General features: G+C 61.8%; 17 protein-coding genes and 1 tRNA gene. 8 read left to right on the top strand and 10 right to left on the bottom strand.

Translation table 11 applies throughout. The annotated features are described in order from the left end of the window. Positions 1–10: 10 nt before the first annotated feature. From galK to PLJ71_06520, 4 genes are read right to left on the bottom strand one after another with little or no spacing between them, the layout of a single operon-like run. Positions 11–1180 carry a galactokinase gene (gene galK, locus PLJ71_06505; GenBank protein ID HQM48322.1) on the bottom strand — a complete coding sequence of 390 codons (1170 nt, stop codon included), beginning with the start codon at positions 1178–1180 and terminating at the stop codon, positions 11–13. Positions 1181–1212: 32 nt separating this feature from the next. After that, positions 1213–3552, bottom strand: coding sequence for a VCBS repeat-containing protein (locus tag PLJ71_06510; GenBank protein ID HQM48323.1), 2340 nt, complete (start codon positions 3550–3552; stop codon positions 1213–1215). After that, positions 3545–4834 (bottom strand): carcinine hydrolase/isopenicillin-N N-acyltransferase family protein, encoded by a 1290-nt coding sequence (locus PLJ71_06515; GenBank protein HQM48324.1) that lies wholly within the window; start codon positions 4832–4834, stop codon positions 3545–3547. Before PLJ71_06515 ends, PLJ71_06510 begins: the two co-directional genes overlap by 8 nt. 18 nt (positions 4835–4852) lie before the next feature. Further along, a complete protein-coding gene (locus tag PLJ71_06520) occupies positions 4853–5053 on the bottom strand; it encodes a hypothetical protein (protein HQM48325.1) in 201 nt (66 codons plus the stop codon). A gap of 535 nt (positions 5054–5588) precedes the next feature. On the opposite strand from PLJ71_06520, the gene PLJ71_06525 reads away from it, so the two are divergent. After that, positions 5589–6863, top strand: a complete 1275-nt coding sequence (locus PLJ71_06525; protein HQM48326.1) for a DegT/DnrJ/EryC1/StrS family aminotransferase — start codon at positions 5589–5591, stop codon at positions 6861–6863. A 9-nt stretch (positions 6864–6872) separates the two neighbouring features. On the opposite strand, the gene PLJ71_06530 is transcribed toward PLJ71_06525, so the two are convergent. Continuing rightward, complete coding sequence (locus tag PLJ71_06530; GenBank protein ID HQM48327.1) at positions 6873–7064, bottom strand: hypothetical protein; 192 nt, start codon at positions 7062–7064, stop codon at positions 6873–6875. A 93-nt stretch (positions 7065–7157) separates the two neighbouring features. After that, entirely contained in the window at positions 7158–8492 is a 1335-nt protein-coding gene (locus PLJ71_06535; GenBank protein ID HQM48328.1) for a Gfo/Idh/MocA family oxidoreductase, read from the bottom strand. Between the two features lie 419 nt (positions 8493–8911). Between PLJ71_06535 and PLJ71_06540 the strand changes: the two genes are divergently transcribed. The 4 genes from PLJ71_06540 (at position 8912) to PLJ71_06555 (ending at position 13750) form a co-directional block, all read left to right on the top strand. Further along, complete coding sequence (locus PLJ71_06540) at positions 8912–10054, top strand: uroporphyrinogen decarboxylase family protein (protein ID HQM48329.1); 1143 nt, start codon at positions 8912–8914, stop codon at positions 10052–10054. A gap of 30 nt (positions 10055–10084) precedes the next feature. Continuing rightward, complete coding sequence (locus PLJ71_06545; protein ID HQM48330.1) at positions 10085–12418, top strand: M20/M25/M40 family metallo-hydrolase; 2334 nt, start codon at positions 10085–10087, stop codon at positions 12416–12418. A gap of 203 nt (positions 12419–12621) precedes the next feature. Next, a tRNA-Arg gene (locus PLJ71_06550) sits at positions 12622–12698 on the top strand. A 167-nt stretch (positions 12699–12865) separates the two neighbouring features. Beyond that, on the top strand, positions 12866–13750 hold the full coding sequence (locus tag PLJ71_06555; protein HQM48331.1) for a 3'-5' exonuclease: 885 nt from the start codon (positions 12866–12868) through the stop codon (positions 13748–13750). A gap of 88 nt (positions 13751–13838) precedes the next feature. On the opposite strand, the gene PLJ71_06560 is transcribed toward PLJ71_06555, so the two are convergent. Then, positions 13839–14576 carry a PEP-CTERM sorting domain-containing protein gene (locus PLJ71_06560; GenBank protein ID HQM48332.1) on the bottom strand — a complete coding sequence of 246 codons (738 nt, stop codon included), beginning with the start codon at positions 14574–14576 and terminating at the stop codon, positions 13839–13841. A gap of 340 nt (positions 14577–14916) precedes the next feature. Here PLJ71_06560 and PLJ71_06565 point away from each other — a divergent pair, with 340 nt between their 5' ends. The 3 genes from PLJ71_06565 (at position 14917) to serC (ending at position 17115) form a co-directional block, all read left to right on the top strand. Further along, on the top strand, positions 14917–15378 hold the full coding sequence (locus tag PLJ71_06565) for an AAC(3) family N-acetyltransferase (GenBank protein ID HQM48333.1): 462 nt from the start codon (positions 14917–14919) through the stop codon (positions 15376–15378). Continuing rightward, positions 15375–15767, top strand: a complete 393-nt coding sequence (locus tag PLJ71_06570) for a GxxExxY protein (protein HQM48334.1) — start codon at positions 15375–15377, stop codon at positions 15765–15767. Before PLJ71_06565 ends, PLJ71_06570 begins: the two co-directional genes overlap by 4 nt. Before the next feature lie 253 nt (positions 15768–16020). Further along, positions 16021–17115 carry a 3-phosphoserine/phosphohydroxythreonine transaminase gene (gene serC / locus PLJ71_06575; protein ID HQM48335.1) on the top strand — a complete coding sequence of 365 codons (1095 nt, stop codon included), beginning with the start codon at positions 16021–16023 and terminating at the stop codon, positions 17113–17115. 76 nt (positions 17116–17191) lie between these two features. On the opposite strand, the gene PLJ71_06580 is transcribed toward serC, so the two are convergent. From PLJ71_06580 to PLJ71_06590, 3 genes are all read right to left on the bottom strand, one after another. Then, the gene (locus PLJ71_06580; protein HQM48336.1) at positions 17192–18589 is read right to left on the bottom strand and encodes an arylsulfotransferase family protein; all 1398 of its coding nucleotides are present in this window, start codon (positions 18587–18589) and stop codon (positions 17192–17194) included. 71 nt (positions 18590–18660) lie between these two features. Then, positions 18661–20400: a sodium/solute symporter gene (locus PLJ71_06585; GenBank protein ID HQM48337.1), complete on the bottom strand. Its 1740-nt coding sequence runs from the start codon at positions 20398–20400 to the stop codon at positions 18661–18663. Between the two features lie 39 nt (positions 20401–20439). Further along, a complete protein-coding gene (locus PLJ71_06590) occupies positions 20440–22554 on the bottom strand; it encodes an acetylxylan esterase (protein ID HQM48338.1) in 2115 nt (704 codons plus the stop codon). Between the last annotated feature and the right edge of the window lie 248 nt (positions 22555–22802).

A 22802-nucleotide genomic window follows, 5' to 3' on the forward strand; every position in this document is an offset into this window, starting at 1 on the left:
CAGGGAGATTTCAGAGAAGAAATCTTCCCGCCCCATCGGCGGCTGAAGACACAATGCCGTCCCCCCGGAGACCGGTGCGTGCGAAATACTCCTGCAAGAGTGTAGCCGTAAACGCAGAGACTTCGGCTTTGTTGACCAGGCTGACCGTACACCCCCCGAAGCCCGCCCCGGTCATGCGGGAACCGAAACAGCCCTTGATGCCGCGCGCGATCCCGGTCATGGCGTCGAGTTCGGAACAGGTCACTTCGTAGTCAGAGCGCAGGCTCTCATCCGAAGCACTCATGAGGCGTCCGAGTTCCGCCGCGTCGCCCGCGCGCATGGCTTCGCACGCGGCCTTCGTACGTGCGTCCTCGGAAATGACATGGCGGGCACGCCGGTACGCGACATCAGACAGGCGTCCGCGCGAGGATTCCAGGTCGTTCAGGGTGAAATCCCGCAAGTGGGTCCCTTCTTTTCCCAGGCATCTGCGCATACCATCGACGGCGTCGCGGCATTGGGAAACGCGCTCGTTATATTTCGACGCGGTCAGTCCTCGCGATACCCCCGTATTCGCAATGACAAAACATGCATCTTCGAAAGAAACCGAGACGAGCTCGTAACCGAAGGTCCGGCAATCGAGGAACAGCACGTGGCCGGCTTTGCCCATCCGCGAGATGAATTGATCCATGATGCCGGTATTGAGACCCAGAAACTCGTTTTCGACCCGCTGGCCCAGGCGCGGGGCTTCAGGGCCGTCTATGGCGAAGCCGCCCAACGCTTCGAAAAGGCACAAAGCAGCCATCTCGAGGCTTGCGGAACTGCTCAGACCGCACCCAACGGGCACGTCGCCGATTATCATGATGTCGGCGCCTCGAAGCGGCTTGCCCAGACGGTCAAGCTCGCGCGCGACGCCCACAAGATAGTCCATCCAGGGCTCGTCGGGGTTGCGCTCGAAACGCGCCAGGGGCGCCTGCGCCGTGCGCTCGAGGTTGGCGGCAAAGACGCGCATCTCGGGCTGGTCTATGGGTTTCGCAAGAAGGACGGTCTCCCGCTCGATCGCCATGGGCAGGACGAAACCGTGGTTGTAGTCCGTGTGCTCGCCGATGATGTTGACCCGCCCCGGCGCCCGAACGCCTATGATGGGCATCGCCCCATAATGGCCTTTGAATCTCGCGGCCGCTTTCTTGCGATCAATGCTCACGGCAGGGCTCCTCCTTCCGTTTTCCAGAACAGCTACTCGATACGATCAACGGTATATTCCGGCGATTGGTCCATTTCCAACGCAGCGTGGGTGTAGAACGGGTACACGCTCCATTCGACGCACGTGAGCAGATCCGGCAAGCCGTCTCCGTCAAGATCTCCTGGCCACGGATGCGGCCCATGGGCGGTGACGCTGATTGGCCAGCCAAAGCATTTGAGCGTCCGTGGGGCATCGAAGACGGGCGCCGCGGGCGTCCCCACATTGCGCAAGAGATAGATGCTCCCTTTTGCGGGGTCGGTTCCCGCACACGCATAGACAACGTCGAGCAGGCCGTCCCCGTCCCAATCGACGGGGCGAAAGCTCTCGGTCCAATGCGACCCGCGTTCGACAATGGCATCATCGATGAGCCGTCCGTCAGCAAGGCGCAAAGGCCCTTCCTTCTTGAGCCTCAGCGCACCCGTTTCGTCCTTGTACCGTGCGAACAGGGTGAGTTTCCGCGTGAATCCGTCGTGCGTGGCGATATCGGTCAGGCCGTCGCCGTTCCAATCGGCCAGGGCCGCGCCGGTGCGCCAGAAAAAGGGCTGCTCTTCCTCGCGCGGATAGGTGGGGTCGGCGTCACCAAGGGCGCGTTCGGCCGAGAGGCGGCGCAGCTCCGCCGAGTCAGGAAACCCTTCCACCAGGATTTGGCGGCGTTCGCCGAACCGGGGCTCCGCGCGCGACCCGTCATTGCGGTACCAGAACAGCCGGTTGGTTTCGTTGGGAACAACCAGGTCAGGCAGGCCGTCCGTGTCCCAGTCCACAAGAACCGGATACGGATAGCCCATGTTGTGCCAGTGATGCGGCTCGCCAAGAATCTCGTTGCGCAACAGCTTGATTGGCTGCCCCTCCGACAGAACCGGGCGGGGTTCAGCAAAGACCGGACGTTCCTTGGAGCCTTCATTGATAACGACCCGGATCCAGCCATACCCGCCGCCAATGAGAAGATCAGGGTCGCCGTCGCCTTCCCAATCGCAGACGCAGGGCCATGCTTGGTCGCTCAACGACATCACGGCGGAGAGGGAGCGCGCATCGTCCCGGCGCGTGAACCGGGCGGGGTCGTCACCGGCGGGCGTATGTTCCCAGAACGTGATGCGCTGGAACACGTCGTGCAGCACCAACAGCCCTCGGCGCGAACCGTCGTCCACGGCGGCCAGTCCGCCAGGGTAATGAACGCCGATGCACGCGAGCGGCTGCGGTTCGCCGAATGACGGAGCCGAAGCCTCGAGACCCTTGCGCCAGACCACGCGTTTCTCGCCCACGCCGCCGTTTTCGAGGTTCGCGAGACCCACCGCGTCCAGACGGCCGTCCTGGTCAATGTCAAGGAAACAGGCGTGCTCCTCGATGCCAAGAGCTACAGGAGCAGCCGGCTGGAAAGGCCAACGGTCCGTATTGGTGTTGCGAATGAAGAAGACCTGAGCAGACTCCGGCTTGTCGGCGCTGGCCACTTGTCCGGCCACGATGTCCACGACGCCATCCTGGTCCAGGTCCACGGCGCGGCAAGGATTCCAGGCGCCTCCCGGACGCGAGATCGAGCCGTCGGGCACGAAAACGGGCATGCCCCCGGCATCGCGCCGGCCGGTGTTGCGGTAGAATTCGATGTTGTCCCCGCGGCTTGGCGAATATATGAGGTCCACAAGCCCGTCGCCCGTGAAGTCCGAGAAATCGCAGGTCATGTACACCGTCGAGAAGTGTTTGAATTCATCGCCTTGGGCATACCGCACCCGCAGGAGGTCAGCGAACGTGAATGTGGTCTCATCGACCGCGGGGTAACACACGATGCCGTCCCATGGCCAGCCGGGGCGGTAGGCATAGTTCCAGGCCCCAACCAGATCGCGCTGGCCGTCGCCAGTCAGGTCCACCAGCCGTCCTAAATACGCCACGACGACAGGACTCGGCGCCCCCGCGTTGTAACGCAACAGGTCGCCTACGCCAATCAGGGGAGTGTACGCGGCGGGCGCCAGCATTCGTCGTTCGTTCGTGGAGGAAAACCGGATCACGTACGCGATATGCGTGGGGTCGGTGATAACCCACTCGACGCGGCCCTTGTCTGCATACGCGAAATCCTCGTTGATCGCGCAAGGAACCTTCGCCTGACTCACAACATCAATTACCTCGATTGAATTGGGGTCGAGCGCGTTTTCGTCGCCTGCTTGCCGCAGCAACTCGCCCAAATCCAGTACAGGCGCCATGGGCGTTCGGGGAAATGCCAGCGGCGACGTTACCGTGACGCGCACCGAGTGTTCGCCGCCTGCGGCCATCGCCGCCCAGCCCACGGCGATTGCCATTGCCGCCAACACCAGCCTGCCCCGCCTCATAACGGCCGCCCTACCCATGCCTCTGCTCCACGGCGGTCAGCATATCGTACGCCTGCCGCGCAAACCCCAGGCACCCTTGCGTAAGAGTCTCGGCCGCGGCATCCCGGCCGTGGGAGTGGTATACGCTGCGTGCCTGAACCTCAAGCTCCTGACGGTCCGCCTCCATACGGGCTTCAAACGCCCCCACGTCAACGCCCGATGCTCTTGCCCGCGTTTCCAGACCATCCCCGCCGGAGGCGGTTGCCGAAAGGCGCGACAAAGAGCCATTCACGAGCACCGCGGGCGTCGCCGTCACCCCCAGATACAGGGGAACGTACACGGTATCGGCCGCGTGCGATACCGCGACGTAGGCGCACGTGAAAACGTCATTCTGGCTGGCCGGAATCACCGCCGAGAACGAAGAACAGTTGGTTTCGTGCAGGACAGGTTTCTGGCGCGCCAGACGGTTCATTGTCAATGGCGTCAGACGCCCCCGCTCGCGCATGAGTTCGCCGCGCACCAGTTCGCCGCGGGGGTCCGCATCGCGCATGACCAGGCACGAACCTTCGCTCCTCTTCATGTCGAGGCGCTCCACGAACTGGTACACTCGCAAAGATTCGCCCCGCGCGTCGGCGAACATCCAGTTCGTTGCAAGGTGTCCTCCGGCACACACGCCGTCCGACTGCAGTTGCTGCAGAAACGCGAGCGCCTCGTCCACGTCGCCGCATTGCTCGAGCATCAGGCGCATCGTATCCGTGTTCATCATTCCCTGCCAACGCGGATGAGGATCCGCTGCGCCGGTATCGGCGGCGATGGCAAGGCCTCGCTCGTTCACGCCGAACATGGTGCCCATGTCCATCGTATCCCCGCTGGCCAGGAACCGGTATAGGCGCTTGCCGGCGACCTTAACGGCCTTCACGTAGGCGCACTGGGGTCTGCGCTTGTTGTCGCGATTCTTGTGAAACAGGCCCGCGCTGCCGCCGCACCAGTCCGGAGGGGCGTACCATGTAAAACATTGGGGCCGGTTAATCCCGCGGTATTTTCCGCCCTGGTACGTGATGTAGCGGTTCGCGTCAACGCTGGCGGCTTGAGCCAGAGCGTCAGCCTCGTCGAGCCAATGCGGCGCATAACGCTCGATGAGGGCGGCGTACCCCTTGCCCGCTGCCAGAAGCTGTTCTTCGGTGAATCCTTCCGTCTCCCGGGCTTCGGTGAAGAATCGGGCCACGTCCTCGCGAATATCCTCCGCGTTTGCGCGGCCGAACGCCGTCCCAATGTCGCGGGGCGGCCCTTCCAGACTAATCAGGCTGCTGTGACTTTTCATGTCTTCGGCCCTCTGATGCTACGGCGGCAATGTCAGCGGCGACATACCGATCAGGGTCGCGGCAATTCCCGCCAGACCCCATTTACCCAGCCGTTCAGGCCAGATTACCGCGCCCGCCACAAGCACCGGCGCCCGGACCGATACGGCCGTGATCGGAAACACAATGATACCATCAAGACGCGCGTGGCGCGGAACTGCGGCTATGCGTTGGGAAGACATAGGCGGCGGTATCCGGTGGAAATGTGCCGCGCCTTCAGCGCGGGATGTTGGAGGGCGCGAGGTCCCTGGCCCTTCAGGCCAGGCTGGTATGTTTCGCGCCGTTGGCGCTCGGGAGGGCGCATGCCCCGCGTCGGCGCTCCGGAGAACCCATGTTTCGCGCCGTTGGCGCTGGACTGCGCGACGGCGCTTTTCTGCCATGCTCGCGGCGGGGTCTCCTCTCGCTGCGGCGCGGATTCCCATCCCTTCACACCCTTCACACGTTCACACTCTTCACACACATCACTTTCTGCCCCTCCCGTTGTGGCGCGGTTTCCCGACCGCGCCACTCTTGCGACCGCAAGGTATCCAATACTCTCCCGCAACCATGGCAAACCATTCGCAAGATGCTCATGCCACATCGAAGAAGGCCGGCGAGCGGGGACCAGCCTGCGATTCGCGCGGCAAACAGGGGTCCGGCCCAAGCGTCATCGTCTGCCGCCTATTGATGCGCAGCGCGCCTTCGCGTAAGATCATCGTCAGGGCGCAGGAGGGTGTTATGAAAGATGCAAAGCTGGCGCTGCTGGGCGGGAAGCCGGCGGTTCCGGATGGCGCGATCCGGAAATGGCCGCCCATCGATTCGAGCGACGAGAACAGAGTGCTGGCGTCGCTCCGGGGTGAGAATCATGCCTATGGCCCCAATTGCCAGGCGTTCGAGAAAGAGTTCGCGGCTTGGAACGGCAACCGGTTCGCCATCACCACCAACAGCGGCACCGCGGCGCTGCACATGGGCGTGGCCGCCTGCGGATGCGGCGCGGGCGACGAAGTGATCGTGCCCGCATACAGCTGGTCCTCTTCGGCAACCTGCGTTTTGCACCACAACGCCTTGCCCGTCTTTGTCGATATCGATTACGACACGATGAACATCGACCCGGGCAAGATCGAGGCAGCGATCTCCGAACGCACGAAAGCCATCATCGCCGTGCACCTGCACGGGCTTCCTGTCGACATGGAACCTATCCTGGCGAGCGCCCGCAAGTACGGATTGAAGGTGATCGAGGACTGCTGCCAGGCGCATGGCGCCGAATACAAGGGTACCCGCGCCGGGCGTTTCGGCGAATGCGGCGCCTTCAGTTTCAACCAGAACAAATGCCTGTGTTCAGGCGAGGGAGGCATGTTCGTCACGGACGACGAGGAGATCCTGAACCGCGCGCGCATGGTATGGTCGTTCGGAGAAACGCGCACGCCCGCCGAGGACCGCGATTACCACGCCTATGCGCTGGGATGGATGTACCGCAACAACGATCTGACGGCCGCATTCGGCCGCGCCCAGCTGGCCAAGCTCGACGCATATCTCGAGACGGCCGCGTGCAACGCGAAGGTTCTTATGGCTGGCCTGCGCGATATCCCCGGCCTGCAGCCCCCTATCGTGCCCGAAGGACACAAGACCAACTGGTACAATTTCACCTGCCACGTTGACGGGACCGCCTACGGATACCAGGGTCCGCCCGCGCGTTTCCGAAACGCCGTAATGAAAGCCCTCCAGGCGGAAGGTGTGCCTGTGGGGATCTGGCAGGAGTTCATTCTGCCCGAGATGACCGTGTTCCAGGCGCAAAATGCTTATGGCCATGGCTCGCCGTGGAACTACGGGCGGGAATTGTCGTATGAGCCGTCTCTATTCCCCATGGCGCGCAAGCATTGCGATACCCATTTCGGAATGACCGTCCCCCTGCGCGCGCCCAACGATGAATCCGTGGCCAAACTCGTCAGCACGGGCTTCCAGAAAGTGTTCGAGCGTATCGGCGACCTCGATATCGACGCGCATGGGGCATGACGCTGGCGGTTATCGCACCGCTATCAGGCAGTAACCCAGTTTCTTCTCGAGTTCCTGCAGTTTGGCCAGCCGGTCCGCGCCGATCATGTCCGGATTGGTCTCGACGGCCGTCAGTGCCAGGATTTTGAGCCCTTCCTCCCGCTCGAGCCGTTGAATCGCCGCCAATTGCGCACTATCCAGTTTCGCAAACGTGTACAGCATAGCGTGACCTCCCCGCGCAACGCGTCTGTCCCGAACTTAGCTTATCCACGCCTTTTCGCCGCGCAAAACCCTGGACCAGTCCCGCCTCTTCGCTCACCCCAGCCCCTCGATTTGCCAACCTTCGCGATAGGGCGTTCGCAATAGTTCGTTGGCTTCGGCCAGATTGGTCACACGCAGGTTTGCGGCGTCCCACTCGATGGTCTGGCCGGCACAGCGATTCGCCACGTCGCCCAGCAGCACCGTCTCGGCCAGGGGGCCCGCATACGAGAAGTTCGAGGTCGCAGTGTCCGTGCCCAGGCAAGCGTTGACCCATTGGTGATAGTGATTGAGGGTGGGCAACTCTGGTTGTTTGAAGTCCTTGAACTTGTCCGCGGGATACAACAAGGCCGGCTTATCGCAATGGGGCAGCACCATCGCGCCTTCTTCGCCCACGATGACCGAGCCCGCATCAGGCAGGACCGCGTCCGCCGGCAACCCCATTGCCTCGGGTCCGGGCCGCTTGCCGCCGTCGTACCACGTGGCGCGGACGGTGTCGCCAGCGGTCATTGCCGTGCCGGGAAACTCGTAGCGGATGATCTCCCAGTACGGCCATACTTCCTCATTGAATTCCGGCGCCTCGGCCGTGATGCGAAGCGGTGCGCCGATGCCCAGCCCCATGAATACGGGGTCAAAAATGTGGCACGCGAAATCGCCCAGGGCGCCCGTCCCGAAATCGCGCCAGTCGCGCCACCGATGAGGGTGGTAGAGGGCTGTCTTGAAGGGGCGGTACGGGGCCACGCCAATCCAGAGATCCCACTTCAGAGTCTCCGGGATAGGATCCTCCGCGGCGGGACGGGCAAGGTCCTTGCCGCCGTACCCGTTCGATATCCACGAGTGCCATTCCTTCACCTTGCCGAGGACGCCGTCCTGCATCATCTGGGCTGCGTTGCGATAACAGGCGTGCGCGTGGATCTGGTTGCCCATCTGGGTCGCAACTCCCGCGTGTTCAGCGGCAAGCCGCAATTGCCGGGCCTCGTACACCTCCTGGGTCAGGGGCTTCTCGCAGTAACAGTGTTTGCCCAGCGAGATGGCCGAATACGCCATCGGCGCATGCATATGGTCAGGAGTGCCGACACACACCGCGTCGATGTTGCCCGCCTCCTTGTCGAACAGTTCGCGCCAGTCAAAATACTTTCGCGCTTCCTTGTAGGTGGCCGCAGCCCCGTTCAATGTCGTTTCATCCACATCGCAGATGGCGACAACATCGACTTTGCCGCTGGAGAATACGGCGGCCAGGTCGCTGCCTCCCTGTCCTCCCACCCCTATCGCCGCAAGCTGAAGGTTGCTGTTGGGCGATTGGCCAAGGCTCACCCGGGGAAGGATGAGCGGAGCTGTAAAGGCAAGACTCGAACGTTTCAGGAACGTGCGGCGTGATACCGTGGAAGGCATAGGGTTTCTCCTGCGTTGACGAATTGCGTTCCGCGAAGTATAGGACGGCCATGGTCGCCGTTCAAACAGCTTCTCGCCGGGGGGGCGGAGTCCGGTCGGCCTCTCAATTCCCGCATGGGACCCAAAAAATGGTCCCGCAAATCCCACTGGTCTGGAAGGCCAGAAAATCGATTCCAAAACAGCCGACAGGGCTGGAGGCGCGAAACATAGGCACGCTCAGAGGACGTTCGCGACAGGCCCCGGGGTTTTGCTTCGCAAAACGCGTGGTCCGTCTCTGCTCTCGCCCATCTCCGGCAATAGCCGGGCTTCTTCAGGCGCTCTATCGCCTCCCCCGGTGTCCAATCTCCCTTTGGTTTGACAGGGCACTTCGGCTATGGTAGACACGCTTTCGTCACCGAACCGAGGGGGACCCTGATGCCATGACGCGGCGCGAGCGATTGATGAGGACGCTGGAGGGCAAGCCGGTCGACCGGCCGCCCGTTTGTTTCTACGAAATCAACGCTATCGACGAGGACCCGGACGACCCCGATCCGTTCAACGTGTTCAACGACCCCTCCTGGCTGCCGCTGCTGGATCTTGCCCGGGCGCGAACCGACCGCATTGTTCTGCGGGGCGTTCCTTTCGTGAACGCGCCGCCGGATCCCCTCGAACCTCTCCGCGCCTTCGAGAGATGGGAGGAGAACGAGAGCCGGTTCGAGCGCACCACCTTGCGCGCCGGCGACCGGTTGCTCACCACTATGAACCGCCAGGATCGCGCGGTCTATACGATCTGGACGGTCGAGCACCTCTTGAAGACCGTAGACGATTTCAAGGCGTGGCTTGATTTGCCTCAGGAGGAGTTTGGCGGCACGCCAGACACGACCGAGGTTCTCGCGGTCGAGGAACAATTGGGCGACTCGGGGATTGTCTGTATCGACACCCCCGACCCGCTCTGTCACGTCGCCCCCTTGTTCGACATGGGCACGTACCTCATCGTTGCCATGACGGAGAATGCGCTCATGCACCGCGCCCTCGAGAGAGTCGCCTCGCTTTTGTTGCCGCGCGTGGATGCCGTAGCCAAGGCGCTTCCCGGGCGTTTGTGGCGCATATTCGGTCCGGAATACGCCTCACCGCCTTATCTGCCGCCAAGCTTGTTTGAGGAATACGCGGCCCGTTACGTCACGCCCATGGTCGAGGCAATCCAACGGCACGGCGGCTATGCGCGTGTTCATTCGCACGGGAATTTGCGCGACATACTCGACCACATCGCGGCCACGGGATGCCGCGGCCTGGACCCCATCGAACCCCCGCCTCAGGGCGACGTCACCCTGGCCTATGTTCGCGAACGTTATGGCCAGCAGATGGCACTCTTCGGCAACCTGGAGGTTTCCGACATCGAAAACCTGCCTACGGCCCAGTTTGCCGAAAAAGTGGCCACGGCACTGCGCGAGGGAACGCAGGGGCAGGGCCGGGGACTCGTTGTGATGCCGAGTTCCGCCCCTTACGGCCGCGGCATCTCCCCGCTGACGCTGCGGAACTACCAAGAGATCGTGCGGCAGGTGGAGGCGTTTTCAGGCGCGTAGCAGCATGGTTTCAATCTGAAAGGACACGGTATGCCCGAGAACTCGAATGCCGGCCGTGACAAACTCAAAGCTTCGGCGTTGCTGTTGGCGCTCGCGGGCTGTGTCGCACTCGTGGCATGGATGCAGATGCCCCCCCCGGCGTTGCCGGATACCGCGCCGCCTGAGGCGTTCTCCGCGGCCCGGGCCTTCGTCCACATCAAGGCCACAGCACAGGCGCCCCATCCCAACGGTACGCCCGAGAACCGGGCCGTGCGCGACTACCTCCTCAAGACCCTCGAGGAGATGGGCATGCCGGCGGAAGTCCATCATTGCGTGCGCGACTGGGGCCGTCACGGGACCTACGGAGGCGTCGGGCGCGCCGAGAATGTCCTGGCGCGCATACCGGGCACGGGCAGCGGCAAGGCCTTCGCGCTGATGGCGCATTTCGACTCCGTACCGTATGGTCCCGGCGCGGCGGACGACATGTCGGGCGTCGCAACCATGCTCGAAGTTGCGCGCGCGCTCAAAGCCGGTCCGCCTCTCCAAAATGACGTCATCTTCGTGTTTACCAACGGCGAGGAAGGCGGCCTGCACGGCGCCAAAGCGTTCAGGGAACACCCCTGGGCCCAGGAAATCGGAGTGTTGCTGAACATGGAGGCGCGAGGCACGCGCGGACCCTCCTACATGTTCGAGACGAGCGCCGAAAACGGGTGGCTCATCGCCCAGCTTGCGGCGGCGGGCGTGCCGGCGCGCGCAACGTCGCTGATGTTCGATGTGTACCGGCCGCTCCCGTTCTCGACCGACTTTGACCCGCTGAAAAAGACCATCTCTGGCCTCAATATTGCGTATGTCGACAATTTCGTGTACTACCACACGCCCAACGACTCGCCCGAACGGCTCAGCCTGAAAAGCCTGCAGCATCACGGCGAGTATGCCCTCGGGTTGGCGCGCCATTTCGGAAACACGCCGCTGACGGATACCCGCGCCCCCGACGCGGCCTACTTCGACCTGCTGGGCCGGAAACTCGTCCACTATCCCCTCTCATGGAACACGGGACTTACGGTCCTGGCGCTGGGCTCGTTGTTTCTCGCCGTCTTGGTGGGGTTTGCGCGGAAACGCCTCACCGCCAAAGGGCTGATTCCAGGCGTGCTGGCGTTCTTGCTGGCCGCTCTGGCGGCGTGCCTGGTGTCCGCGGCGCTGCTGGGAATCGCGTGGGTGGCGCGCGGCGGATACCCGCGGATTCTATACGACCAGAATCTGTACGGCGCCGCGATGGCCCTCGCGGCAATAGCCGTGTTCGTATTCATCGAGTGTATAGCATTCGGCCGCGTGACCTGGGAGAACCGTCTGGCGGGCGGACTCTTCTGGTGGGGCGCTCTCTGTGTCGTTCTCATCGTGTACTACCCCGGAGGAGCTTACTTCGCCCAATGGAGCCTGTTCTTTGCCGCGGCGGGTTGTGTCGTGGCCTTCTTCATTGCGCCGAAAACCGAAAGCGGGGTGGCCACCGCGGCGCTCCTGGCCGCCATCTTTGGACTGCCCGGGCTTGTTCTGCAGGTCCAGTCTCTGTTCGGGTTCTTCTCAACACTGACACTGTTGTTCTCTCCGGCGCTCATATTCCTGTTGGCATTCCTCCTTGTCTTGGTGCTCCCGGTATGGGATTTCGCAGTCAGGGCAACCCACGGCCGTTGGCTGGCCGCCCTGGCGGCGCTGTCGCTGTTGCTCTTCGGCGCAGCCATTGCCATCAGCGGCCCCTCCCGGGACCGTCCCGAGTGGGTCTGTCTGTCATACGCGCTTGACCTCGACACGTCCACGGCTTGTTGGATCAGCAGCGACCCCGAACCCCACGAGTGGAACAGCGTCTGCTTCCCCGAGCCGCGGACACGCGCAACGATTCAGGAATATACCCCGTGGGACAAGGCCGAATACATGAAAGCGCCGGCGGCGGTTGCCGCTCTCCCCGGCCCCGAGGCCGAACTGTTGAGAGACGAACAGGAGAACGGCGCCCGCGTCATAACGCTCTTCGTGCGGTCACCCCGGCAGGCGCCTGCGGTGACGCTTTCCACCGAAAATACCATCCTCTCGGGCAAGATCATGGGAATCGATGTGGAAGGCAAAGAAGGCGGCTGGTGGCGCACCATCCACATCCTGCCCCCGGAAGGGGCCGAGGTCGTTCTCCGACTACCCTCATCCTCCCCCCTGCGGCTGAAGCTTGTGGAGCGGTCATATGGCCTGCCGCCGGTTGAGGGATTGCCGCCGCGTCCCGACAGCGTCGTCGGCGAACCCAACACCACGCTGGACCACCACCGCCAACTGCGCGGCAACCATGTGTTGATTGCCCGTACCTTCGAGTTTCCGCCAGCAGCAACCGGCGCGGCGGGGCGGTGAGAATATGCCCGAGTGAATGTGTATTGTTGGGGCGTATCCGTCTCGTGGGTTACAATTCGCAGAGGGTGTTCCGCGGCAGCCAAGACGGTCTTGTATCCAAACAGGCCTCTCAGCACGACCTGGGGAGCACTGAGCTGTGCCGGTCTCGTGTTTGCAATGCAACGGGGGCATATGGTAAGATTTTTTCCGCTCAACAAGACTGTCTACCCGTAGCTCAATTGGATAGAGCGCTTGGCTACGGACCAAGAGGTTGGGGGTTCGAGTCCCTCCGGGTAGGCCATGCCGGTTCGCGCGCAACATCTTCGTAGAAAGTTGTTGCGCGCTTATTTAACTGTCTTCACCTTGAATGCTCTTTTGCGTAGTATGGTCGCGTGGCCGGGGTAAAACCAAGGTATCGCGAAGCGGAACGGCGCGGTCTGTCTCCGGCCAGACCCTGAGGTAGGTACGATGGATTGGGCGGAATTGGCGGAGTGGGTGAGCCGGGTGAAGGAGTCTGACCTGCCGGCGCCTCCAATTGCCCTGACCTCAGCGATTCGAATCCATGACGTAAGCCGCTATCTCGCAGCACTGCGCGGCGAGGTGGCCAAGGGCGCCGATACCGCCCGCGCCCGCACGGGCGCACTCGAACGCGAAGTCAGCCGCCTCATGAAGCTCGCCAGCACTCTCCCGAGCGCGCCCATCGGCAAAGCGCCTGCCGAGGCCATCCAAGTCCGAGAGCCTTGCAAGCCCGATGCTGATTCCCCGCCCGGCCCTTCGGGATCGGTGATTGTGGCGTTCGATTTCGAGACCACCGGCTTGTATCCCGACGAAAGCGACATCATCGAGATAGGCGGCGTGAAGTTCACCCCGACAGGCGAGGTCGCCGGACGGTTCGAGCGGTTTGCGAATCCCGGCTGCGCGATCCCGCCCGAAAGCACCGCGGTCTCGGGAATCACGACCGAGATGGTGGCGGGAGCCGAACCGCCGCTCACGGTGCTTGAAGCCTTCATCGAATGGGCGGGACCCAATGCGGTCTACGTGGCGCACAACGCCGCGTTTGATGCAGGGTTTCTCGAGGCCACCTACACAAAAGCGCGGCGGAAATGCCCCCCGCTCAAGGTGGCGGATACGCTCGAGTGGGCGCGGTCTCTCGGCCTGAGAACGCCAAACTACAAGCTCGGCACGTTGTTGGACTACTACGGCAAGAGCACGGAGGGCCTGCACCGCTCGATGGCCGACGCTCACGGCGTGATGGAACTCGTGCTGCAATTTATCGAGGGACACTTGACCCCGCTGGACGAGGTCCTGCGCTGGGCCAAGCCTCTTCCGCTTCCGGCCGCCTGGCGGCGATAGGTCAGGGCACTGTCAGTTGACGCCGTGCCGCGTACGGCAACGCCCCCGAAAGAAGCGCTCAGAACGGCAAAAACCCACGGATGTGAATTCAGAAGCGTTGTCGCATGCGGCGGGCTATGAGGCCGCCAAGTCCCAGACCCAGGAGGCTGAGCGATGTGGGCTCAGGCACGATCGGTTCGCCGCACTCACACCATTGCCAGCCCGCAAGGTCTCCCATGAAGGCGTAGCCTTCGACGTAGGACGAGTCGGCCAGATAATTGTATTCGTCGAGATAGACCTCTTGGGAAGTCTCCATGTTGGCCCAGAAAAACGGGTAATTGCCGAAGTAGGTATCGCCAGACAACTGGGCAAACACAGCCGTGTCGCTGTACGATGCGTAGGCCGGATTGTCGCTTTCCGTTGGACTCGCCGCAAACAGCTCGAACGACGTGTAAGCGCCTTGGCACCCGTTCGCGTCACCGCGCAGCAAGACGCTCGCGGATGGACGCACATAGGTGTAGCCGCCGGTGAAACCCGCGGCGGTATACAGTTCCGTAGAGATCCCGTCGTCAACCTGCCACCATAGGACGCTCCCCGTCCCATACAAGTCGTACGTGAGCAGCGCGGGATCCTCGGTGTAGAAGAGCGTATCCAATTGAACGCACACCTGAAGAGTGATGTCAAACGGGTCGCCCTCTCCCCAGTCATACTGCTGCGTATCCGGGTCGTGGAGGGCCCAGTTGAACCATGCCGAACCCTCAAACGTGAGAAGAATCCCCTCGGCATAAGCCCCCGATACCCCGAATGCGAGCACCAAGGCTGCAAAAAACGCTACTCCGCGTGCCATAATAGACTTCCTCCGCTTGTGAATGGCCCCTACTAGCGAAAATAGACCACCACCGTTGAGATAGGCAAGTACTGTGCCGAAACATGCGGCGCACGCTAAGTAGTTGTTTTTAAAGGGCTTACGGCGCGATGGCCCATGCCCTCGGCGATTGACATGTTGTCCCCGCAGGATTAAAAGTTATGCACTCTTGACCAATTAATATACAGCGGCCGACCGCTCTTACGCAGCCACTGGAAAGGGTTATTCCGGGTTCCTGTACGGCTTGCAGGGGACCCTCGCCTCGCGAGAATGCGGGTGATAGACTTGTCTCAAATCTGCAATAGCCCGAGGAAGAAAGCCCATGGAGAATAAGCTGCGGGTAACACAAGGGGATATCCTGCGCGGACTGCAGGAACTTGGTATCCGGCCGGGGGACGTGGTGTACGCGCATTCGTCGCTGAACGCGTTCGGCTATGTCGACGGCGGGGCGGACGCGGTCGTCGATGCGTTGTTGGCGGCGGCCGGGCCGGAGGGCACGGTTGCATTGCCTGCGTTTACCTGGGAACGCAACCATGCCAAACCGGTAGTGGTGTTCGACGTGGCAAACGACCCCAGCGAGGCGGGCCGCATCACGGAGGTGTTCCGGCGGCGTCCCAGCGCTGTCCGCAACGAACACGTGTGCCATTCGACTGCGGCGCCGGTTGCGCGAAGCCGGAATCAGGGTCCTGATCGCTGGACAGGAAAGACCTCGTTGGAGGGATCTTATTGTCTCCATAGAGACAAGAACGAACTCACACGGAGACACAGGGAACACGAAGATTGAATCCTCCGGAACAGAATGCGATAGGAAGCATCATTGTGGATTGCGCGGTGGCGCTTCATCGAGAGACGGGTCCCGGGCTGTTGGAAACAGTGTACGAAGCGGTTCTTGCACGCGATTTGGAGGCCCGGGGTCTGCGCGTGGCGCGGCAAGTTCCCATCCCCATCGAGCTTCGCGGCATCCGGTTCGACGAAGGGTTTCGTGCGGACCTCATCGTGGAGGATACCGTTCTTGTGGAACTCAAATCCGTGGAGAAGGTGACGAAGGCACACCATAAGCAGCTGTTGACGTATCTGCGGTTGACGGGTATCAGACTCGGCTGTCTACTCGACTTCGGCGAGGCGTCGATGAGGAACGGCATTTCCCGCATCATAAACGGAGACGTCGCGTAGATTTCGCTTCCGCGCGCGCGCCATTTCTCCCATGTCCTTTGCGTTTTTGTGTGAGTTTCCCCAGTCGTCGTCTTTTCCGGATTAGGGGCCTGCATTTCGCTTGAAACCGCCCCAGCGGGATGATTACCATAACGTCTCCAGCGTCTCTTGTCGGAAGGTTCCGCCCTTCGCAGCCGTGATAAGGGCAGCGGGAATTACGAAGAGTTTTCACAAGTCAACGCTCAGCATGAAAGCCAAGGAGAGGAGTACTCATATGGCAGAACGAGTCTACAATTTCGCCGCGGGCCCGGCCGCTTTGCCCTTGCCGGCTCTCGAGGAGGCCCGCGAGCACTTTCTGGTGTTGCCGGGGGCCGGGGCGTCGGTGATGGAGATCAGTCACCGGTCCAAAGAATTCCTGGCGATCATCGAGCAGGCCCAGCAGAATTTCCGTACCTTGCTCAACATCCCCGACAACTACCGCGTGCTTTTTCTTCAGGGCGGGGCATCTCTGCAATTCATCATGGCCCCCATGAACTTCCTCCAGAATTCCGGCAAACCCGCTGATTACGTCCTTACGGGTTCCTGGGGCAACAAGGCCATGAAGGAAGCCAAACGCGTAGGCAATGTTCGCGTCGCGTGGGAGGGGAAGGCCGAGAAATACGTTCGTGTGCCCAAGCAAGACGAATTGGACCTGGATCCCGGCGCGGCGTATGTGCACTTCACGTCGAACGAGACCATTGAAGGCGTCGAGTTTTTCGAAGAGCCCGACACGGGGAGCGTGCCGCTGTTCTGCGACGCCTCGTCAGACATTCTGTCGCGGCCGATTGACGTTTCGAAGTATGGGATTCTCTACGCCGGCGCCCAGAAAAATGTCGGCCCGTCGGGTGTAGCCGTGGTTATCATCAGCGACGAGATGCTGGCACGCGTGCCGGAGAACCTCCCGGCGATGCTGGATTACAAGAACATAGCCGAGAACGCCTCACTTTACAATACCCCGCCGACCTTCACCATCTACATGGTCATGCTCGTGACCAAATGGCTCATCGAAGAGATCGGCGGTTTGGACAAGATGTATGCGATCAACAAGCAGAAGGCCAAGATGCTGTACGACGTCATCGATGGCAGCGGCGGCTTCTACAAAGGTCACTCGCAGGTCGATTGCCGTTCCATCATGAACGTTACGTTCCGCCTGCCCAGCGAGGAACTCGAGGCCGCGTTCATCAAGGAAGCCGGGGCCAATGGTCTTGCCTCGCTTAAAGGACACCGCTCCGTCGGGGGCTGCCGCGCATCCATCTACAACGCCGTTCCGGTTGAGGGCGTCAAGGCTCTAAGTGACTTCATGAAGGCCTTCATGTCCAGGAACGGATGATTTCGAGGGCGATTCTGTCGGTAATTCAAGCGCGCGGCGGCGTACAAGCCCCGCGCGCTCGTCTTATCACCAGCCGCTATGCTCCGTCTGGAGGCTTGTTCCCTGCCGCTGGAGCAAACCATTCGAGAGCCGGATCATCTGGCGCGAGACGGGTCACGTCCATCAGGTCCGCGATGAACTCGTCATTGTCGCCTGCCCGCTCGGGGTTCACGTATTCCCACACGATCTCTTTTTGGGGGGTGACCTCGAAGGCGCGGCCCCTGTTCGACTCCGTTATGAGCGTGTTGCCGTTCGGGAGCCGTTGGGCGGCTCCGCAGGTCTTCGTGAAGAACGGGTGCGCGGCGTCCCCCTCATATACCCACAACACTTCCTGGGTAAACGGATTCAGCTCGATAACCTTGGACGATTCGTCGGTGGCGAAGTTGTCGAATACGATGAGGTCGCCCTCGGACAGAAGCTGTGGATTATGCTGATGGCGCCACATGCTCGTCAGGCCCCACACCAGCGCCTGCTTTTCGGGCTCGAGGATTCCAACGAAGCTCTGCTCATGAAGGGAAATCAGGAGGTTTCCGCGTTTGAACGCGGACCCTTCAGCCTCAAATTGTCCGTCCAGCACCTGCAAATCGTTGGTGTGCAGGACGTCGATGGGCTGTTCTTTGCGTTTCAGCCATTCCGGCCGGATGATTTGGCGAAAAGGCGAGTTCATGACGCATTCGAAGACCGACACGCGGCGCAGCTCGGTTCCGTCGGGCTGCATGACGACGATGTCGTCGTCGTAACATGTGAGACTGGGGCTGATCTCGGGCAGAGTGCGCTGGTGTCGGCAAAGCGCAAGAACGGTGCCGTCGTCCCACGGCTTCGCCACGTGATGAAACATTTCGCGTTTTGCCCAGAGCACATTCGAGTCGCGATCGAGCTTGATCAGCCCCGAGTTCTCGAAAACCGCCAGAAGGTCCCCGTTGGGATACAGAAACGCACGGCGAAAGAAGCCCTGGTATTGAGACAAAGCCTCGGCGCCGGGCCATACCTCGTCGTACTTCTTCTGCCAGGCATGCAGGACGGTCCCGTCCATCGCCATGAGCGCGGCCTGGGCATCGTGCGCCGACAGAACCAGATTCAGCCCCGGCTGGGCGCGGCCGGCATCATGCACCGTCACGCCCTCTTGCGCTGGCGGCGCGGTGGACCCGCTGACGTATCCCAGCGCCATGATCTGCTGGAGCTGCTCTTCCTGTTCGGGGGATAGAACCGCGGCCCGATCGTTCGGCAACGGCCTTCTTACCTCCTCGCGCTTCGATTCGGCCAATTTCCGGATCGGCTCCGGTACCAGCTGAACCGCTCCCGCAAGGCCTCCCGCTTCCCACACCACCATCAGCGCCGAGACGAACCCTACCAGGGCTCCGATGAACAGAATGACAATCAGGGCGAGCACGCGCGTTACCCGAAACCGCGCCGGTTTGTCAGGAGCACTCTTCATACACGGTAGTCTCTTTCAACGGTTGTCGAGGCCCACACCGCACTTCAGAATATCATTGAATGTCCGCATTTTCAGCCGCGGGCCGTCAGGAAGAGGCCGCTGAACGCTATATAACAGCCCACGATGCCCACCACGAACAATGCCCACCAGAAGGCCACGTTGCGGTACCAGGGCGAACCCAGGTCCTTGAAAGCCGCCAGGGTTCGCCAGTTGATGGTCACCTCGTCCGTGGTCTTTTCAGGCGGCGCGGGGGGCGTGACCAGGCTCAACAAGAACATCAATAGCACGCAAAACAGCCAGTTGTACACCGAGCGCAGCGTGAATGCGGTTCCGCTCTCAAGCCAGTATTTGAACACCACGAATTCGAGAAAGAGCCCGAACGTGATTCCCGCCGGGATGGTGACCGTTGCCGCGATGGGCGTGGCCCGTTTCCACAAGATGCCGATCAGGAACACGGCGGCGAACGGCGGCGCAAAATACGCGTACAGGTTCTGAATATAGTAAAAGACTCCCTGGCCCAGCCACCCGATGAACGGCGCAATGGCCATCGCGATTACCAGCACCGCCGTGCTGACCCATTTGCCCATTTTGACCAGACTCTCCTCGGAAGCCCCGGGATTGATGAACTTCTGATGAATGTCCAGCGTGATGATGGTCGAGGTCGAATTGAGCACCGAGTCGATAGTCGAATTAATCGCTCCGAACAGGGCCGCCAGTAAGAGGCCTCGGGTTCCCGAGTGTAAGAGTTTGGTTACCAACACCGCATAGGTCTGATCGACCTGCAGCGGCCCGGTGACGCCGGGTTCCATCGCGAAATAGATCAACCCGGGGATCACTACGATGAGGGGCAGGAGGATCTTTATGAATCCCGCGAAGATGATGCCCATCCGGGCGTGCCAGTCGTTTTTTGCCCCGAACACGCGCTGGATCATGAACTGGTTGATGCAGTTGTACCAGATGCTGACTGAGAGCCATGTCAGCAAGATTCCCTGCCACGGCACCAGCTTGTGCGAAAACGGCTGAAAGACCTGCAGCCTGTTGTAATGGTCCCGGCCGACGAGCTCCTGCGCGGCGCCGTCGATGGCCGCTTTCCATGCGGCGCCTTCGCCCAGGTTGCGGGCGACCATGACGTCCCATCCCGCGATGAGCCCGTCGCCGTTTCCCAAGTACGCGAGGCCGAGGAAGGTTACCATGACGCCGCCGATGATCATGACGATGACCTGGAACAGGTCGGTCCACGCAACCGACCGCAGACCGCCGTAGATGGCATAGCTCCCGGCGATGACGCCTGTGCCCACGACGCACAGCACCAGCGTCGAAACCTCCACGCCCCCAAGGGCAACCGTATCAGGCCATGCGAACACGGCCTTCAGGCCGACCGCTGCGGCATACAACACCGCCGCCAGGAACGCCGTGATGTTGGCTACCACCGTCAACACGGCGAACATCAGGCGGCAGGCTGCGTTATAGCGCCGCTCGAGGAATTCCGGCGCGGTGAACACGCGGCTCTTCAACAGGAAGGGGATGAAAAACCATACGAGGACCGAAAATGCGAAGATGTTGCCCCATTCCCATTGGGCCACGCAGATTCCGTAGGTGTAGGCGGCCGCGACCATTCCAATGAAATGTTCGGTCGAGATATTGGCCCCGATGAACGAAGCTCCGACTACGTACCATGGCAGAGTCCGCCCCGCGAGGAAATAGTCCTCCGACGAACGTTTCTTTGTCGTACCGACGGCGAATCCCAACACGACGACCACCGTGAAATAGCTGACGATAATAAGGGTGTCGAGGCCCGAGAACTGTGTCATATGCCAACCATCCCGATTCTGGCATCTGCCGGGGCAGAGCTACCGAACATCAAACCGTTCCGCAATTCCCATGACTTCGTAGACTTTCCTGGAGAAGGCAAATTCGCTGCTTGCGGCATCCACCCCGAGCGGCTGATTTCCGTATCCGACGGCCTCGACAATAGCCACCCAAGCGGGGGCAGCCAATGCCGCGGCCTGCGCCACGTCGGCGGCTTTCAGGATATCGGGCACGCACAGCCACAACGGCTGGGGTTGGTCATTCTCGATGAAGAACCGGAAACTGCCCAGAGGTTTCACCGCGTCAACGTGCTCGAATCCGCCTCCCAACGCCGCCGCGAACAGTGCCAGGACCGCGGAAGGGCCGTTTCCGATACAGCGTAGACGCGCAGCGTCGACATCAGCACGCGATTGCAGATACCGCGCCGCCTGAAGCACGTCCCACACGCGTTGCGCAAACAGCGGCCGCCCCAGGTGGACGCTGTCGCTCACAATTTGGTTTTCGGGGTAGGAGCCCATGGTTTCGCCCATGCCCCGCGCGTCGAGGGCAAGCACGCGCCAGCCTTCATCCAGCAGCTTCCGGGCCCGTACGTCGTCCCGCACCTCGAGCTTGTTGCCCCCCAGGTAAAGCGCGGCCGGCGCCTTTCCGCTGGCCGTTGCGGGCTGTAGAAGCAGCGCAGCCACCTCGATGCCGGGCTCGGTCGCGATCGCCAGTGTTTCGACGCGGCGCCCATCCCAGTCAAACGTGCCCGCCGTGCGGGTCTCGGGCGCGGATTCCGCCGGACGGCCCCCGAACACCTCCCAGATGGCATTGCGCAGAGCATCAGCCTGCTCCTCCCACGCCGCGTTGTCACCGGGCGGCGTGTTGTAGGCCGCGCGCAAGGCCTCCGCGCGTTTCCGGTTCAATGTCACGACGGTCTCCGACTCCGCGGGAATCGGATTGCCGTCGAAACACAGCATGTCCGGAGATTTGGGGTCTTCGAGCTCGAATTGCGCCTCTTTGACGGGGCTGCCGTCGCCTTTCCCGAGAAGCCACTTGCTCATCCAGCCGTATCCGGCCTCGCGAAGAGGGTCCGACCAGCCGTGCCCCAGAGGCACGTCGATATTGACCATGCGGTCGGCCGCATCATGCATGGCATAGATACGGCGTGCGCGCTCGCACGTCAGCCGCACGCCCGCGATGGGGAAAATCTTGTCTTCTGCGCCACTGCCCGACAAGAACGGCCGGGGCGCGTTCAAGCCGATGATTTCGAATTCCTCCATGTGATTGAGGATGCCCGGCAGATGGTTGCAGATGCAGTGGTTGCCCCCGTCGCGAATCCAGTCCTCGTATGAACACACGAAACAGAAGGACGCCGCCGCGGAGAAGCGCTCCTCGAGCGGCATGGTATAGAACGTGTTTTCGCCGCCGCCTGAGTTTCCGGTGAGGCCCAGGCGCTTGGGATCCACGTCCGGCCGCGTCAGCAGGTAGTCCACCGCCCGCATGGTATCCCATACGATCATCCCTTCGTTGGTTTGTCCCACAAGCAGGGACCCGTACCCCATCAGATGATCGAAACCGGGCGCTTTGCGTTCGCCCTGCCCGATCGGGTCGTATCCAAGCACGATGCACCCCAGGCGCAACAGCCCGAGCTGGGCGCGCATATACAGCGCGTAGTTCTTGCCGTCGTCCATGGCGTGTCCCGGGACCACCACGATGGCCGGCGCGGGCAATTCGACGCCCTTGGGAACGTACACGTTCGCCGTCACCAGGAAGTTGGGCCGGCTCTCGAACACCACGTTCTCGATGAAATACTCCGGACGCTCCGCCCGCCCCGTTACCCGCGCGTTCAGGGGCGTTTTTTCCGGCATCGGGTCGAGCCCCAGCGCCCTGGCCAGTTCGTGCTTGACGCCGGACGCACGCGCATCCCACTCCGCCTTGTCCTTCGGGTCGGTGCGCTGCCGCGCCTTGGCGCAGCACGCGTCGATGACGAAGCGCAGGGCGTCGGCCTGTTCCGGGATTTCTCCGCCAAACACATGCCACAGGCGGTCCGCCTCGCCGGGAGCCCCAGCCGGTTCGTTTGCTGGCGCCGCGGCCTCCGCGCCCCATGCGCAGACCGACAGGCACACCGTTGACAAAAGCACACACGCCAGTCTCAGAGATATGAATGCAGACATCCCCAATGGCTTCCCTTCCACGTGCCCCCCGGGCTTATCGACGCTAATAGTAGCCTTTTCCCGCATCGGAGTGAAAGAGTGAGGGCCTGGAAAGGGATTAACCCCGGTGAGCAAAGCCAGGAGCGAGACGGGTCTGTCCCGAATCTCCGGCCACTCACCATCCTCCACATGTCTCATTCGCAGCATAAGCCCCATTGCCTCCACTTGAAAACACCCCGCGAAAATCGGGATAATCCTGGTATTACCGC

The sequence above is a fragment of the Candidatus Hydrogenedentota bacterium genome, from assembly GCA_035416745.1.
Taxonomy (GTDB): Bacteria; Hydrogenedentota; Hydrogenedentia; order Hydrogenedentales; family SLHB01; genus UBA2224.

Coding starts and splice junctions, on each gene's coding strand:
- PLJ71_06555 (HQM48331.1), top strand. CDS start 12,866: ATGGATTGGGCGGAATTGGCGGAGTGGGTGAGCCGGGTGAAGGAGTCT.
- PLJ71_06585 (HQM48337.1), bottom strand. CDS start 20,400: ATGACACAGTTCTCGGGCCTCGACACCCTTATTATCGTCAGCTATTTC.
- PLJ71_06535 (HQM48328.1), bottom strand. CDS start 8,492: ATGCCTTCCACGGTATCACGCCGCACGTTCCTGAAACGTTCGAGTCTT.
- serC (HQM48335.1), top strand. CDS start 16,021: ATGGCAGAACGAGTCTACAATTTCGCCGCGGGCCCGGCCGCTTTGCCC.
- PLJ71_06580 (HQM48336.1), bottom strand. CDS start 18,589: ATGAAGAGTGCTCCTGACAAACCGGCGCGGTTTCGGGTAACGCGCGTG.
- PLJ71_06510 (HQM48323.1), bottom strand. CDS start 3,552: ATGGGTAGGGCGGCCGTTATGAGGCGGGGCAGGCTGGTGTTGGCGGCA.
- PLJ71_06590 (HQM48338.1), bottom strand. CDS start 22,554: ATGTCTGCATTCATATCTCTGAGACTGGCGTGTGTGCTTTTGTCAACG.
- PLJ71_06565 (HQM48333.1), top strand. CDS start 14,917: ATGGAGAATAAGCTGCGGGTAACACAAGGGGATATCCTGCGCGGACTG.
- PLJ71_06520 (HQM48325.1), bottom strand. CDS start 5,053: ATGTCTTCCCAACGCATAGCCGCAGTTCCGCGCCACGCGCGTCTTGAT.
- PLJ71_06530 (HQM48327.1), bottom strand. CDS start 7,064: ATGCTGTACACGTTTGCGAAACTGGATAGTGCGCAATTGGCGGCGATT.
- PLJ71_06540 (HQM48329.1), top strand. CDS start 8,912: ATGACGCGGCGCGAGCGATTGATGAGGACGCTGGAGGGCAAGCCGGTC.
- PLJ71_06515 (HQM48324.1), bottom strand. CDS start 4,834: ATGAAAAGTCACAGCAGCCTGATTAGTCTGGAAGGGCCGCCCCGCGAC.
- PLJ71_06525 (HQM48326.1), top strand. CDS start 5,589: ATGAAAGATGCAAAGCTGGCGCTGCTGGGCGGGAAGCCGGCGGTTCCG.
- PLJ71_06560 (HQM48332.1), bottom strand. CDS start 14,576: ATGGCACGCGGAGTAGCGTTTTTTGCAGCCTTGGTGCTCGCATTCGGG.
- PLJ71_06545 (HQM48330.1), top strand. CDS start 10,085: ATGCCCGAGAACTCGAATGCCGGCCGTGACAAACTCAAAGCTTCGGCG.